This window comes from Ralstonia flaminis, from assembly GCF_958415495.1.
Classification (GTDB): Bacteria; Pseudomonadota; Gammaproteobacteria; order Burkholderiales; family Burkholderiaceae; genus Ralstonia; species Ralstonia flaminis.
Genome location: NZ_CATZLL010000007.1, coordinates 81,616 through 96,490 on the forward strand (window position 1 = coordinate 81,616; position 14,875 = coordinate 96,490).

The 14,875-nt window shown below is 64.9% G+C and carries 11 protein-coding genes; 7 read left to right on the forward strand and 4 right to left on the reverse strand.

Annotated features, from left to right (window positions below; translation table 11 throughout):
• Positions 1-126 precede the first annotated feature (126 nt).
• Positions 127-462: a hypothetical protein gene (locus R2N11_RS12760; RefSeq protein ID WP_199032647.1), complete on the forward strand. Its 336-nt coding sequence runs from the start codon at positions 127-129 to the stop codon at positions 460-462.
• Between the two features lie 116 nt (positions 463-578).
• Positions 579-1,766: a serine hydrolase domain-containing protein gene (locus tag R2N11_RS12765; protein ID WP_316681309.1), complete on the forward strand. Its 1,188-nt coding sequence runs from the start codon at positions 579-581 to the stop codon at positions 1,764-1,766.
• A gap of 12 nt (positions 1,767-1,778) precedes the next feature.
• Here the strand turns inward: R2N11_RS12765 and R2N11_RS12770 are convergent, their stop codons facing one another.
• Positions 1,779-2,249 carry a cyanophycin metabolism-associated DUF1854 family protein gene (locus R2N11_RS12770; protein WP_199032649.1) on the reverse strand — a complete coding sequence of 157 codons (471 nt, stop codon included), beginning with the start codon at positions 2,247-2,249 and terminating at the stop codon, positions 1,779-1,781.
• 33 nt (positions 2,250-2,282) lie between these two features.
• Positions 2,283-4,589, reverse strand: a complete 2,307-nt coding sequence (locus R2N11_RS12775) for a cyanophycin metabolism-associated ABC transporter (RefSeq protein WP_316681310.1) — start codon at positions 4,587-4,589, stop codon at positions 2,283-2,285.
• A gap of 288 nt (positions 4,590-4,877) precedes the next feature.
• On the opposite strand from R2N11_RS12775, the gene cphA (R2N11_RS12780) reads away from it, so the two are divergent.
• From cphA (R2N11_RS12780) to R2N11_RS12800, 5 genes are read left to right on the forward strand one after another with little or no spacing between them, the layout of a single operon-like run.
• Positions 4,878-7,538, forward strand: a complete 2,661-nt coding sequence (cphA, locus tag R2N11_RS12780) for a cyanophycin synthetase (protein ID WP_316681311.1) — start codon at positions 4,878-4,880, stop codon at positions 7,536-7,538.
• 40 nt (positions 7,539-7,578) lie between these two features.
• A complete protein-coding gene (cphA, locus tag R2N11_RS12785) occupies positions 7,579-10,146 on the forward strand; it encodes a cyanophycin synthetase (RefSeq protein ID WP_199032652.1) in 2,568 nt (855 codons plus the stop codon).
• Between the two features lie 49 nt (positions 10,147-10,195).
• A complete protein-coding gene (locus R2N11_RS12790; RefSeq protein ID WP_316681312.1) occupies positions 10,196-10,942 on the forward strand; it encodes a hypothetical protein in 747 nt (248 codons plus the stop codon).
• Between the two features lie 53 nt (positions 10,943-10,995).
• Positions 10,996-11,577 (forward strand): flavin reductase family protein, encoded by a 582-nt coding sequence (locus R2N11_RS12795; protein ID WP_316681313.1) that lies wholly within the window; start codon positions 10,996-10,998, stop codon positions 11,575-11,577.
• Positions 11,574-12,086 (forward strand): GNAT family N-acetyltransferase, encoded by a 513-nt coding sequence (locus R2N11_RS12800; RefSeq protein WP_316681314.1) that lies wholly within the window; start codon positions 11,574-11,576, stop codon positions 12,084-12,086. Before R2N11_RS12795 ends, R2N11_RS12800 begins: the two co-directional genes overlap by 4 nt.
• A gap of 4 nt (positions 12,087-12,090) precedes the next feature.
• Here the strand turns inward: R2N11_RS12800 and R2N11_RS12805 are convergent, their stop codons facing one another.
• Positions 12,091-13,479 carry an amidohydrolase family protein gene (locus R2N11_RS12805; RefSeq protein ID WP_199033268.1) on the reverse strand — a complete coding sequence of 463 codons (1,389 nt, stop codon included), beginning with the start codon at positions 13,477-13,479 and terminating at the stop codon, positions 12,091-12,093.
• A gap of 19 nt (positions 13,480-13,498) precedes the next feature.
• On the reverse strand, positions 13,499-14,842 hold the full coding sequence (locus R2N11_RS12810; protein WP_316681315.1) for a nucleobase:cation symporter-2 family protein: 1,344 nt from the start codon (positions 14,840-14,842) through the stop codon (positions 13,499-13,501).
• Between the last annotated feature and the right edge of the window lie 33 nt (positions 14,843-14,875).

The window sequence follows — 14,875 nt, forward strand, 5'->3', positions numbered from 1 at the left end:
AAATCAGATCAGTCCGACATGGTAACGCGGGCAGGGGTTCCCGACGGGGACTTGGCGTCGCACTTGGCGGGGTCGGTTCGGATGCGACTTATACTTCGCCCATTGTGTTTGCAGAACAAGAACAACATGCCGGTTGATTGGAAAGCCCGCCCCGCGCGCGGTCGTTTTGTCCTCGGCTGCATTGCCCTCGTTGTGATCGGGGTGGTTTGCAGCTATCTCGGTTATCAGGATGGTGAACAGCTGAGGGCCACGTGGTCGCGCCTGAGCGTCGGCGCAGCCGTTACAGCAGTTGGCCTGCTCGGCTTTCTGCTGCTTGCTTTCGGCGCCGCAGCACGCCGCGAGCGCATGCTGTTTTCGAGCGCAGTGGTGCGTTCGCGCCGCGTGCGCATTTCCGGCTGGGTGGCCTCGCTGGTGATCGGGGCATTCGTCTTTGCCTACGTCTACGCATCAACAGGCGTGTAGCCGTCAGACCACTTTCGCTGACATTCACGCCGCTGGATCCACCGTTCGTCGCACGCCGCTTGGTTGACGCCAAACAGTTGGTGATACTGCCTGCCACCGATCCAACGTGGGGCTTCATGACGCAACGACATCGCAGTCTTGGCTGGTTAGCCCGCGCGGGACTCGCGCTTGGCTTGGCCGTGTGCACGCATGTAACGCTTGCCGCTCCACTGTGCGATGCGCCAGCCCAATTGAACGACGGCTGGCAGGTCGACGCGAGCCCTGCTGCAGCGGGTTTCGATGCCGACCGCCTCTGCAGCGTCCTGCATCACTTCGCAGACGGCGATATCAACTTCCACAGCCTGCTCGTTGTACGCCAGGGCCATCTGGTGGCCGAGGTCTATCGGCCCGGTAAGGACGAGCGCATCAAAGACCTGTTCCGCACCACGCGAGTATTTGGCCCGACCACCGTGCACGACGTCCGGTCGATCAGCAAATCGGTGACGAGCCTGCTATGGGGGATTGCGCAGGCGCAAGGCAAGATGCCGCCGCTCGACACGCCCGCGTTGTCATTGTTTTCGGATCTGGCAGACCTCAACGGGCAAGGGCGTGAGGCGATCACGCTGGCGCAGATGCTCGCCATGTCGAGCGGCCTGGCCTGGAACGAATGGAACGCGACCGGCCTGCTGGACAACGACGAATTTGGCCTGATCTGGCGCGGTGCGCAGGCGCACTACGTGTTCGACCGGCCCATGGCTGCGCCGGCCGGCACGCAGTTCAACTACAACGGCGGCAACACGGTGGTGCTGGCGCAGTTGCTGGTGGAGCGCGTGGGCATGTCGCTGCCCGACTACGCGCGCAAGCAACTTTTCGAACCGCTGGGTATTACCGACTGGGAATGGGTCGACGATTTTCGGGGCCGCCCGATGGCGCACGCCGGGTTGCGGCTGCGCCCGCGTGATCTGGCCCGCATCGGGCAACTCGTACTGCAGCACGGTCAATGGCAGGGTCGCCAGATCGTGCCCGCCGAATGGATTGCGGAATCGACGCGCCCACGCATCGACACTGGCCTCGAGCCCGGCTTGCAGTATGGCTACCAGTGGTGGCTGGGCAAGGTGGAAGCGGGCGGTGCGCAGCAGGACTGGATCGGTGGCATCGGCCGAGGCGGGCAGCGTCTCTGGATCGTGCCGGGGCTAGACATGGTGGTGGTGGCCACCGCGGGTGACTATAACCAGCGCGCGATCTGGAGGCAGACCAAAACGTTGTTCAGCGAGGTCATGGCGACAGTGCAGCCGGCGTTGCCCGCCGCTTCCGCCACCAGATGACCGCTGCGCAGCTCAGAGGAACCGGTCCAGGATCTTGCGGCTGGGCTTGTCCAGCGCAAAGTGATCGCGAATCAGGTAGTGGATGCCGTGGCTGTCTGAGATCAGCAGCGTGCTGCCGGTCAGGCGACGGATGTCTTCTTCCCCGCGCAATACGAGATCGGTCTGGCCGCGATCGGTCTGCACCGTCCACGTGCTGGGCGTGGCATAGGTCGACACGCCGATGATCTTGCGGATCTCGGGCATGAACTCGCGTGCGGCCAGCTCATCTGCGATCAGCGTGCGTGTTGGTTCGGGCAACGCATCCAGCCGCGTGATCCAGACCAGCTCGCGGCCATCGGTGCTCATCAGGCTGAAACCGTCGCCGGCGGCGGAAATCGGAAACGCGCGCACAGGCACTACGCCTTCATGCGAGGTGCCATCGGCCAGGGTCATGACCAGCTTGCCGAGGCTGTTGCGGCTCAGGGTGAAATCGGGCGTCTGCATTACCGTGCTCTTCCAGAAACGTGATGGCTGCGCTTATTGCGCGTAAGCCGGTTCGGCAGCGTCCACGCGCTCGCCGTCGCTCGTCATGTCGGTGTCTGCATCGACATTGCGCGCTTGCGCCTGATAGAGCTTGTAGTACGCCCCTTCGCGTGCCAGCAGTTCATCGTGGCTGCCCACCTCGACGATTTGGCCACGGTCCATGACGACCAGGCGATCGGCCTTGCGCAGCGTTGACAGACGGTGCGCGATGGCGATGGTCGTGCGGCCCTGCACGAGGTTGTCGAGCGCCTTCTGGATTTCTTTCTCGGTGGTCGTATCCACCGACGACGTGGCCTCGTCCATGATCAGGATGCGCGGGTTGATGAGCAGCGCGCGCGCAATCGAAATGCGCTGGCGCTCACCGCCCGACAGCGCCTGGCCCCGTTCACCCACCAGCGAATCGTAGCCATGCGGTAGGCGCAGGATGAACTCGTGCGCGTGGGCCGCGCGCGCGGCGGCGACGATCTCCTCGCGCGTGGCGTCGGGCTTACCGTAGGCGATGTTGTCGGCAATCGTGCCAAAGAACAGGAACGGCTCCTGCAGCACCAGGCCGATGTTGCGGCGGAATTCCGAGATGGGCAGCGAGCGGATATCGACGCCATCCACGCGGATCGCCCCTTCCGACACATCGTAGAAGCGGCAGATCAGGTTCACGAGCGTGCTCTTGCCCGAGCCGCTATGCCCCACCAGGCCGATCATCTCGCCCGGCTGGATCGACAGGTTCAGGCCGCGGATCACCGCACGGTTGCCGTAGCGGAAGCCCAGGTCGCGCAGCTCGATCGCGCCGTTGACCTTCTCGATGTGCATGGGCTTGGCCGGCTCCGGCACGCTCGATACATGGTCAAGGATGTCGAAGATCCGCTTGGCGCCGGCCGCCGCCTTCTGCGTGACGGACACGATGCGGCTCATCGAATCCAGGCGTGTGTAGAAGCGGCTGATATAGGTCAGGAACGCCACGAGCACGCCCACGCTGATGGCGTCGTGGCTGATCTGCCAGATCCCGAAGATCCACACCACCAGCAGGCCCACTTCGGTCAGCAGCGTCACGGTGGGCGTGAACAGCGACCACACCGCGTTGACGCGATCGTTGATCGCCAGATTGTGCTTGTTGGCTTCAGCAAAGCGCGTCACTTCGCGCTTTTCCTGGGCGAAGGCCTTGACCACGCGGATGCCCGGGATCGTGTCGGCCAGCACGTTGGTGATTTCCGACCAGATCCGGTCGATCTTCTCGAAACCGTGCCGCAGGCGGTCGCGCACGAGGTGAATCATCGACGCGATGAACGGCAGCGGCATCAGCGTGACGAGCGCCAGCCAGGGGTCGATCGAGACCAGGATCACCGCCGTCATCGCGATCATCAGCACGTCGGTGGCGAAGTCGAGCAGATGTAGCGATAGGAACACACTGATCCGATCGCTTTCCGAGCCGATGCGGGCCATCAGGTCACCCGTGCGCTTGCCGCCGAAGTACTCCAGCGACAGCTTGAGCAGGTGCTCGTACGTCGTGGTGCGCAGGTCGGCGCTGATGCGCTCGGACACGCGCGCCAGCAGGTAGGTGCGCGCCCAGCCCAGCGACCACGCCACCAGCGCGGCGCCAAGGAGACCGCTCAGATAGAGCGCGACCAGGCTGGTGTCGATCGGCTTGCCGTTCTGGTACGGGATCAGCACCTTGTCCATCAAGGGCATCGTCAGGTACGGCGGCACCAGGGTGGCGGCCGTGCCGAGCAGCAGCAGGGCGAAACCAGCCAGCAATTGCCAGCGATACGGCCGGGCAAAGCGCCACAGGCGCAGCAGGGCCCAGGTGGAGGGCGGCTGTTCCAGCTCGCGGCTGCACTGAGGGCAGGTGTCTTCACCGGGCGGGAGCGGCGCCTTGCAGGTTGGGCAGACATTGGCGTCGGCCGGAGCGGGCTCGGCACCTGCAGTCAGTGCGTTGCGGCGTGCGTCGAACACGTCCGTCAGCCGCAGGGCGTCGGCGTTGTGGCCCAGCGTGTACCGCCAGCTCGCAAGGCGGCGCTGGCCGTCGGACAGCTCCAGCGTGCCCACGCCGGCGTGGTCGGTGTGCGAAAGCGTCATGCCGGGCGCGATGTCCCAGCTTTGCAAGTCCTTGCCGCCGGGTGCCCGCCCGATCAGGCGGCGATGCGTAACAACCAGCCACCCTTGGGTAAAATGCAGCCTTGCGTCCAAATCCAGCTGCAGTCCGGCCAGGACGGTTTCCTCTGGAGCGAGGCTTGAGCCGAGCTCGACACTCCAGGGGTCCTGAGCGCGGGCAAGGTTGGGGGCGGATGTTGGGGAGGACTGGGTCATGAGCGGCGCAAAGAATTCAAAAAGCGCGTCCCAATGGCCCAAAAAACAGCCCAAAACGGGTAAAGGACGAACATAAATCGGAGCAATGGTGCGGCCATCGCGCGCGTTGAGCGCCCGGTGGCCCGAAATTTTGCTCGCAAGTATACCTAGGGGAGCGAGCCAGGAATTTGGTGCGGTGCACAACGCACTCCTGGCTCAAGCGGTCAACGCCGAAGCCGTTGTAACGTTATTGAAAGGTAACGCTTCATTTTCTCGGGCATTTCGCCCACTGCTTTCCAAGCTAATTCGATGAAGAAGAAGGACATTGAGATTCTCGATGTCATGTCGCTGCGCGGCCCGAATATGTGGACATATCGGCCAGTGCTGGAGGCATGGGTCGACATTGGTGAACTGGAGGATTTCCCCTCCAACACGATTCCGGGGTTCTATGAGCGCCTGTCGACGTGGCTGCCAACGCTGATCGAGCACCGCTGCAGCCCCGGCGTGCGCGGCGGCTTCCTGATGCGCTTGAAGGAAGGCACCTGGCCGGGTCACATCCTGGAGCACGTCACGCTTGAGCTGCAGAACCTGGCCGGTATGCCGGGCGGTTTCGGCAAGGCGCGCGAGACCCCGATCCGCGGTGTCTACAAGGTGATCGTGCGTGCCTGGCACGAAGACGTGACCCGTGCAGCACTGCTGGCGGCGCGGGACCTCGTCATGGCCGCCATCGAAGATCGCCCGTTCGACGTGGATGCCGCGGTTGAAACGCTGCGCGATCTGGTGGACGACCACTGCCTTGGCCCCAGCACGGCCTGCATCGTGGATGCCGCCGATGACCGGGGCATTCCGTCGATCCGCCTGTCGGATGGCAACCTCGTGCAACTGGGCTACGGCGCACGCCAGCGCCGCATCTGGACGGCCGAGACGGACCGCACCAGCGCCATTGCCGAATCGATCTCGCGCGACAAGGACCTTACGAAAAGCTTATTGCAGTCGTGCGGCGTGCCGGTGCCGGAAGGCCGCATGGTCGACAGCGCCGAAGACGCGTGGGACGCCGCCGAAGACATCGGCGTGCCCGTGGTGGTCAAGCCATACGACGGCAACCACGGCCGCGGCGTCTTCACGAACCTGATGACGCGCGAAGAGGTGGAAACCGCCTATGCCGTGGCCATCGAGGAAGGCAACGGCGTGATCGTCGAGCGCTTCGTCTCCGGCAACGAACACCGCCTGCTGGTGGTGGGCGGCCGTGTGGCAGCGGCGGCCATGGGCGAGACCGCCTCGGTTGTCGGCGATGGCACCTCCACCATTGAGGAGCTGATCGAATCGCAGATCAACGCCGACCCGCGCCGTGGACCTACCGAAGAGCACCCGCTGAACCCTGTGCGCCTGGACTCCGCCGCGCGCTTGGAGCTCAAGCGCCAGGGCTATGCCGATGGCACCGCCGTGCCGCCCGCAGGCCGCACCGTGCTGATCCAGCGCAACGGCAACGTCGCATTTGATGTGACCGACCGCGTGCACCCGAGCGTGGCGGCCCATGTGTCGCTGGCGGCACGGGTGGTCGGGCTGGACATTGCCGGTGTGGATCTGGTGGCCGAAGACATCTCGCGCCCGCTGGACGAACAGCGCGGCGCCGTTGTTGAGGTGAACGCCGGGCCGGGTTTGCTGATGCATATCCGCCCCGCCCAGGGCGAACCGCGCCCGGTGGGCCGTGCGATTGTCGACCACCTGTTCTCCGACAAGGACGGCGTGCAGGACGATGGCCGCATTCCCGTCGTCGGCATCACGGGCACCAACGGCAAGACCGTCGTCGCCAAGCTGGTGGCGCAACTGCTGCAGCTGTCGGGCAAGCACACGGGCCTGGGCTGCAGCGACGGCTTGTACCTGGACCACCGCCAGGTGGAAGGAGTGGCCCGCAGCGATCGCGCTGCCTGGGACGCCTGCCATCGCATCTTGATGAACCGCGCGGTGGAAGCCGCCGTGTTCGAAAACGACAGCGGCATGATCCTGTCGCAAGGGCTGCCGTATGACCGCTGCCAGGTCGGCGTGGTCACCAACTTCGACAAGCCCGATCACCTGGGCGACTTCTACGTCGAAGACGAAGACCGCATGTACAGCGTTCTGCGTACGCAGATTGATGTGGTGCTGAAAACCGGCGTGGGCGTGCTCAATGCCGCTGACGCGCGCCTGGTCGAGATGGCTGAGCTGTGCGACGGCGAGGTGATCTTCTTTGCGCTCTCGGGTGACCTGCCGGCCATCGCAGCACACCGTGCCGCGGGCAAGCGGGCTGTGTTCGTGCGCGATGGCAAGGTGGTGCTCGCCACCGGCCAAACGGAAGTGGCACTGGCCGATGTGTCGGCCATCCCGCTCGCTTACGCGGGCCGGGTGCCGTTCCAGGTCGAGAACGTGCTGGCCGCCGTGGCGACTGGCTGGGCGCTGGGCATCTCGCATGAGTTGATCCGTGCCGGCATTCTCACGTTTGACGTTGGCCAGGTGGATGTGCCGGGCCGCTTCACGCTGTTCCAGCACAACGGCGCCACGATCGTGGTGGATGACGCGCACAACGTGTCGGCGCTGCAGGCGCTGACCGCTGCGTTGGACAACTTCCCGGCAGAGCGCCGGACGCTGGTATTTGGTGCCGGCGTTCAGCGCCGCGACGAGGATCTCGTGGCACAAGGTAAGGTAATTGGCCAAACGTTCGACCGCGTGCTGCTGTGCGAAGACGCGAGCGTCAAGCGTGCCGATGCCCAGTTCGAGTCCCAGGCGCGTGCGCTGCTCAAGCAAGGGTTGCAGCAAGGCGGCCGAGTGGCCGAGGTCGTCATTGAAGGGGGCAAGCGCTGGGATGCCGTGGAAACGGCGCTATCGCAGCTCGCAGCTGGTGACCTGCTGGTCCTGCAATGCGATGAGTGCGCGATCGATGCCACTGTCGAACAAGTCCACCAGTGGATGGGCCGCACGGAACACCGGGCCTGAATCTCACAAGCAGCCCCAAGCACAACGGAAAGCCGACTGTATGGAAGTCTCTCGTATCCGGGCCTTGCGCGGCCCGAATCTCTGGTGTCGTCACACGGCCATCGAGGCCATCGTGGCGTGCTCGGACCAATCGCTGCTGCTGGCCGAGCTGCCGGGCTTTGAAGAACGCCTGCGTGCGCGTTTTCCAGCCATCGGCCCGCTGCGGCCGGATGACGAAGCCGGTGCGCCGTCGATGGCGCATGCACTGGAAGCCGCTGCGCTGGGCCTGCAGGCTGCTGCCGGTTGCCCGGTCACTTTCAGCCACACTGAGCCCACGCTCGAACCGGGTACGTACCAAGTCGTTGTCGAATACAGCGAAGAGGAAGTGGGGCGACTGGCGTTCGAGCTGGCTGGCCAACTCTGTCTGGCGGCGCGTGATGACCAGCCGTTCGATCTGGACGACGCGCTGCACCGCCTGCGCGACCTGGACGAAGACGTGCGCCTGGGCCCAAGCACCGGTTCCATCGTCGATGCGGCTGTGGCGCGCGGCATTCCGTACCGCCGCCTCACGCAAGGCTCGATGGTGCAGTTCGGTTGGGGCAGCAAGCAGCGCCGCATTCAGGCGGCCGAGACCGACATGACCAGCGCCGTGGCCGAATCCATCGCGCAGGATAAGGACCTGACCAAGACCCTGCTGCACGCAGCTGGTGTGCCGGTGCCGCTGGGCCGCTCGGTGCGCAGCGCCGAAGAGGCCTGGGAAGCCGCGCAGGAAATCAGCGGTCCGGTGGTGGTCAAGCCGCGTGATGGCAACCAGGGCAAGGGCGTGGCCGTGCGCATCCGCACGCAGGAAGAGGTGATGACCGCCTACGAAGTCGCGGCCGACATCTCGTCGGACGTGATCGTCGAACGCTACATCCCCGGCCACGATTTCCGTCTGCTGGTGGTGGGCAAACACTTGGTGGCGGCCGCGCGCCGCGACCCACCGCAGGTCATTGGCGACGGCAAGCACACGGTGCGCGAGCTGGTTGAAGAAGTGAACCGCGACCCGCGCCGCGGCGAAGGGCATGCCACGTCGCTCACGAAGATCCGCTTTGACGACATTGCACTGGCCACGCTCGCCAAGCAGGGCCTGAGCGCCGACGCCGTGCCGCCGAAGGGTACGCGCGTGGTGCTGCGTAACAACGCCAACCTTTCCACGGGCGGTGCAGCAACCGATGTGACCGACGACGTCCACCCAGCCATTGCCGCACGAGCGGTGGCTGCTGCACAGATGGTCGGGCTCGACATCTGCGGTGTGGATGCCGTGTGCGAAACGATGCTCAAGCCGTTCGAGGACCAGGCCGGCGGCATTGTGGAAGTCAATGCCGCGCCGGGCCTGCGCATGCACCTGCAGCCGTCATACGGCAAGGGCCGCGCGGTGGGCGAGGCCATCATCTCGACGATGTTTGCCGACGGCGACGATGGTCGCATCCCTTTGGTGGCAGTCTCCGGCACCAACGGCAAGACGACGACCGTGCGCCTGATCACCCATCTGCTGGCCTCCAGTGGCCTGCGCATGGGCATGACCGGCACTGACGGCGTGTACATCCAAGGCCAGCGCATCGATACCGGCGACTGCAGCGGCCCGCGCAGCGCCCGCAACGTGCTGCTGCACCCCGACGTGGATGCCGCTGTGTTCGAAACCGCGCGCGGCGGCCTGCTGCGCGAAGGCCTGGCCTTCGACCGCTGCGACGTGGCCGTGGTGACCAACGTGGGCGAAGGCGACCACCTGGGCCTGAACTACATCAGCACTGTTGAAGACTTGGCCGTGCTCAAGAGCGTGATTGTGCAGAACGTGGCACCGCGCGGCATGGCCGTCCTCAACGCCGCCGACCCGATGGTTGCGCGCATGGCCGATGGTTGCCCGGGTTCGGTCACGTTCTTCGCGCAGGATGCGAGCCTGCCCACCCTGGCACTGCATCGCGCCCAGGGCAAGCGTGTGGTGTTTGTCGACGGTGCGGAGATCGTGGCGACCGAAGGCGCCAACGAAACGCGCATCGCATTGGCCGATATTCCGCTCACGCGCAATGGCACGATCGGTTTCCAGGTTGAGAACGCCATGTCGTCGATTGCCGCTGCTTGGGCGCTTGGTATCGACTGGGCGGTCATTCGCCGCGGGCTGGCGACGTTTGTGAACGACGCTGCCACGGCACCGGGCCGCTTCAACCTGTTCGACTACAAGGGTGCCACGCTCATCGCCGACTACGGCCACAACCCCGACGCCATCCAGGCACTGTGCAACGCCGTGGCTACCATGCCGGCGCGTCGCCGCTCTGTGGTGATCAGCGGGGCGGGTGACCGCCGTGATGAGGACATCCGCAAGCAGACGCAGATCCTCGGTGGCGTGTTTGACGATGTCCTGCTGTACGAAGACCAATGCCAGCGCGGCCGTGCAGACGGCGAAGTGCTGGCGCTGCTGCGCGAGGGGCTGCAGGGTGCCCAGCGCACCAGCCACATCGATGAGATTCGCGGCGAGTTCCTCGCCATTGATACGGCACTGGGCCGCCTGCAGCCCGGCGACCTCTGCCTGATCCTGATTGATCAGGTGGAAGAGGCGCTGGATCACATCGCCAAGCGCGTGGCGGAGTAAGCCGCTCCAGCGGCCGTGCCGGTACGAAGGCCGGCCGCTGATTGCGCTCGTGCTGTCTGGCGCATCCATCGCTGCCCGCATCGGGGCGTTGCTGGCCAAGGATATGAAAAGCAGTCTGTCAGAACGCCTTGACACTTGGCGCACCAATGTCGTGATCCTGTTTGGGTTCGCGCTCGGCCTGTGCGCGCTGTTCGCTGCCATGTGGGCCGCACTCGAGGTGCTGCGCCGGATTGGTGCGTGGCTCTTCATTGATGCCTCGCTCGGGCCCTATGTCCGGCTCGACAGCAACAGTGTGATCAATGTTCTTCCGAACAATCTGCTGGTCTTGTTCTATCTGCTGCTGACGTACAGCGTGTTGTCGAATGCGTGGCAGGTGTTTCGCCGTCCATGGCGCGGCGGGCGCAAAGTTGGGGCGCAGCGTGAAGAAGCGAGGCGACAGCTCAGGCGGTTTGCCGTTGCGACACCGGTGGTCTTGCTGCTGTGCCTGCCCGGGATGAACACCTACACGATCGTCACGCCGACGCAGATTGTGCAAAAGCGTTTCTTTGCCCTGCATGCCGAGTCCTACCCGCTCGGGCAAGTGACGAAGGTGCAATGCACGGTCGCGGGGCGGGGCTTGATTTTTACTGAGCTGACCTTCTCGGATGGGCGCTCATTGGAAGAGGCCGGCTTTCACCCACGTCTGATGACGGCCATCGCGCATGTCGGCGGGGTCAACGTTGAATACGACCGCCGTTGCCGATCCGAGTTCGGTATCGACGATGCTGCGCGGCTGTCGGCGCCGCCTACGAGCTGATGGCGGCTGCCCTATGATGGCGGGTCGTCGATATGATTCCTCGTTTGACTACCATGCCCGATCCCATCTCGCTCGCGCCCGTCGAGCTTGCCAAGTCGTACCGATTGCTCAACCATGGGCCGACCACGCTGGTCAGCAGTGCGCACAACGGCGTGCGCAACGTCATGGCCGCCGCTTGGGCGATGCCGCTCGACTTTGACCCACCCAGGGTGCTGCTGGTGGTCGACAGCCGTACGCTCACGCGTGAGTTGATCGAAGCCTCCGGCGTATTCGCACTCAATATCCCCACCCGAGCCATTGCCGAGACGACGCTCACCGTAGGCACGCTCTCCGGCCGCGATGGCGACAAGTTCGAAGCGCTCGGTCTCGCCAGCGTACCGGCCCGCACGATCGACGTACCACTGGTGGCGGGCTGCGCGGCATGGCTGGAATGCCGCGTCATTCCAGAGCCGCACAACGAGAAGCGCTACGACCTGTTCATTGCTGAAGTGACGGCCGCCTGGGCAGACCCAGCGTTGTTCAGCAACGGCCGCTGGCACTTCACCGATGCCGGTAGCAAGACGGTGCATTACCTCGCGGGCGGCGCCTTCTTTGAAACGGGCGATGCTTTTAGCGTCGAGGCCAAGCAACCATGAGCGACATCGCCATCCGCCCGTTGGTTGACGATGACGCTGAAGCGTTCAAGGCGCTGCGCCTCCAGGCGATTCAAGATGCACCCACCGCCATCTGGCCGACGCACGATGAAGAGTCCGGGCGCACGCTGGAGGAGACGCGCAATCGCATCCGCACGACCGATCACCAGATCGTGTTTGGCGCGTTTGCGGGGCAAGCGCTGATCGGCATTGCCGGCTTGCGCCGAGAACGGCTCGCGCAAGTCGCGCACAAGGCTGTGCTGTGGGGCGTGTTTGTAGACCCCGCGCACCGGCGGAGTGGTATTGCGGGGCGTCTGTTGGACGCAGCCATTGAACATGCGCGCGCCGCACGCGTGTTGCAGATCCAACTCTGCGTCAATGCCGAAAACCCGCGTGCGCAACAGCTGTATCGCAACGTGGGTTTCGAAACCTTCGGCGTCGAGCGCCGCGCCATGCGTGTCGGAGATCGCTTCTTCGACGAAGAACACATGGCGTTGCGGCTCGACACCTGAGCCGTCAGGCACACGCCATCAGGTCGGCCACGCCCTGGCTGGCCTGCGCGCGTATGCTCTCCACATCCAGCCCGCACACCACGCCCTCATCCACCACCACGCGCCCGTTGATGATGCTGGTGCGCACGGTGATCGGCTCGCCCGCCACCACGGGCGCGAGCGCCGGATCGTGGAAGCCGTAGAAGCGCGGGTGGTTGATGTCGTAGAGCACCAGGTCTGCCGCTTGCCCGACCCGCAACGTGCCGACCTCGCCCAAACCCAGCACGCGTGCGCCGCCGGCCGTGGCCCAGTGGATTACCTCTTCGGCCGTGGTGGCGCTGGCGCCCTGTGCTGCGCGGTGGATCAGCCAGGTGGTGTTGACTTCGCCGGTCATGCTGCCTGATTCGTTCGACGCCACGCCATCCACGCCCAACGACACCGGCACGCCGGCCGCCGCCAGCTGCGGCACCGGTGCGATGCCGCTGCCCAGCCGGCTGTTGCTGACCGGGCAGTGCGCGATGCCGGTGCCCGTTTGCGCCAGCATGCGAATCTCCGACGGCTGCAGGTGCACGAGGTGCGCGAACCAGACATCTGGTCCCAGCCACTCGTGCTCGGCCACGAACTCTACCGGCAGGCAGTTGTACTTCTCGCGGCAGAAGCGTACGTAGTTGTCGGTCTCAGACAGGTGCGTATGCATGCGTAGGTTCATGGCGCGCGCCACATGCGCCAACTCTGCCAGCAGAGCCGGCGGCAGCGAGAACGTGGGCGTGGTCGGGGCAACCACCACACGGCGCATCGCGTCGGGCGAAGCATCGTGATAGCGGTGCTTGAGGCGTTCGATGTCGGCCAGCATCTGGTCGAGCGTTTCTGGTTGCAGCGCCGTCTTCGAAAACCCCGGATGGCTGTTGGCTGATTCAATCGCGCCGCCACGGCACAACACGAAGCGCATGCCAAATTCACCGGCCACATTGAACAGCATGTCGCCCGACTCGGTGCTGCCGCCAGCGTGATAGAGGTAGTGGTGGTCGGCACACGTGGTGGCGCCTGACAGCAGTAGCTCCGCCATCCCCAAGCGCGCAGCGGTGCGCATCAGCTCCGGCGTGAACAGCGGCAGGCGCGGATATGGCACGCTGGCCAGCCACCCTTGCAGGTCCTGGTTCATGCCTTCCGGCACGGCCTTGAGCAGGTTCTGGAACAGGTGGTGGTGTGTGTTGATCCAGCCGGGGTAGACGAGGCAGTCGCTGGCGTCGATCACACGCTCGCCGGGGCGGGGCATGAGGTCGGGGCCCATCTCGGCAATGCGGCTGCCGACGATGCGGATATCGACGGCACCAGCGCGCGCCGCGTCGCCACGCAGGCCGGTCATGACGGCGACGGGGCGGCGGATCAGGATGTCTTGAGGCGTGTTGAGCATGAGAGTTTCCGGTGGAAAATCAGGCGCGGCCGGCCGTTCGCACGATGGACGACGGCACATGCGCTTCGCCGGTGCCATTGAGCAGCAGATTCAGCGCCACCGACACCAGGCAGGCGATGACCACGCCGCTGTGCAGGAACGGTTGCGTCCAGTCGGGCATTTGCTTGAACAGCGCCGGGGCAAGCACCGGCACCAACGCCGCGGCAATGGTGAAGCCCACGATCAGCACGTTGTAGCGGTTCTCTTCGTAGTCCACGCGTGCCAGCGTCTGGATACCGGCTGCGGCCACCACACCGAACATGGCGATGCCCGCACCGCCCAGTGCAGCCGGCGGCGTGGCGGCAATCACGGCGCCGGCCTTGGGCACCAGCGCCACCAGGCACATCAGCACGCCGCTCACGGCCACCACCCAGCGGCTGCGCACGCCGGTCAGCACCACCAACCCGACGTTCTCCATGAACGCAATGAACGGGAAGGCTGCGAACATGCCGGCAATGGCGCTGGCCAAACCGTTGGCGCGCAGGCCGTTGATGGCTTCTTCTTCCTGGATGGGCTTCTCGACGATGTCACCGATGGCCAGGAACAGCCCCATCGATTCCACCATCTGCACGATCATCACGACGATCATGGTGAGTGCCGGCACGATCGCAAAAACGGGCATGCCGAAGTGGAAGGGCACCGGCAGCGTTGCCCACGGGGCTTCCGCCACACCGTGGAAGTTGCCCATGCCCAGCGCACAGCCGAGCAGCGTGCCGACAATCATGCCGATCAGCACCGCGAGGTTGCGCAGCAGCGGGGTGCCGAAGCGGTTGATGAGGAGGATGGTGAGCACCACGATGGCCGCCACCATCAGGTACAGCGGCGCACCGAAGTTGGAGGCGTTGCGCCCGCCGCCCACCCAGTCATAGGCGACCGGAAAGAGTTGCAGGCCGATGACGGTCACGATACAGCCCGTCACCACCGGTGGAAAAAATCGCCGCAGCCGCCCCACCAGCGGTGCGGCGAGCAGCGTAAACAGACCGGCCGTAATGACCGCACCGCACACGCCCGCGAAACCTACGGCAGGGTTGGTGCCGATGGCAATCACCGGCCCTACGCTGCTGAACGCGACCCCCTGCAGGATCGGCAACCGCACCCCGAACTTCCAGAACCCGATGGTCTGCAACAGCGTGGCGATGCCCGAGCAGAACAACGTTGTGCTGATGAGGACAATGGTGTCCGCCTGCGACATCTTCAGCGCCGATGCAATGATCAGCGGCACCGCGATGGCGCCGATGTACGACACCGCCATATGCTGCAAGCCCAACGTCAACATCTGTCGGGTCGACAAAATCTGGTCGACCGGGTGTACGGCTGTTGTCATGGTTGTCTCCTATCGTTGTCATGCCCGGGGCGT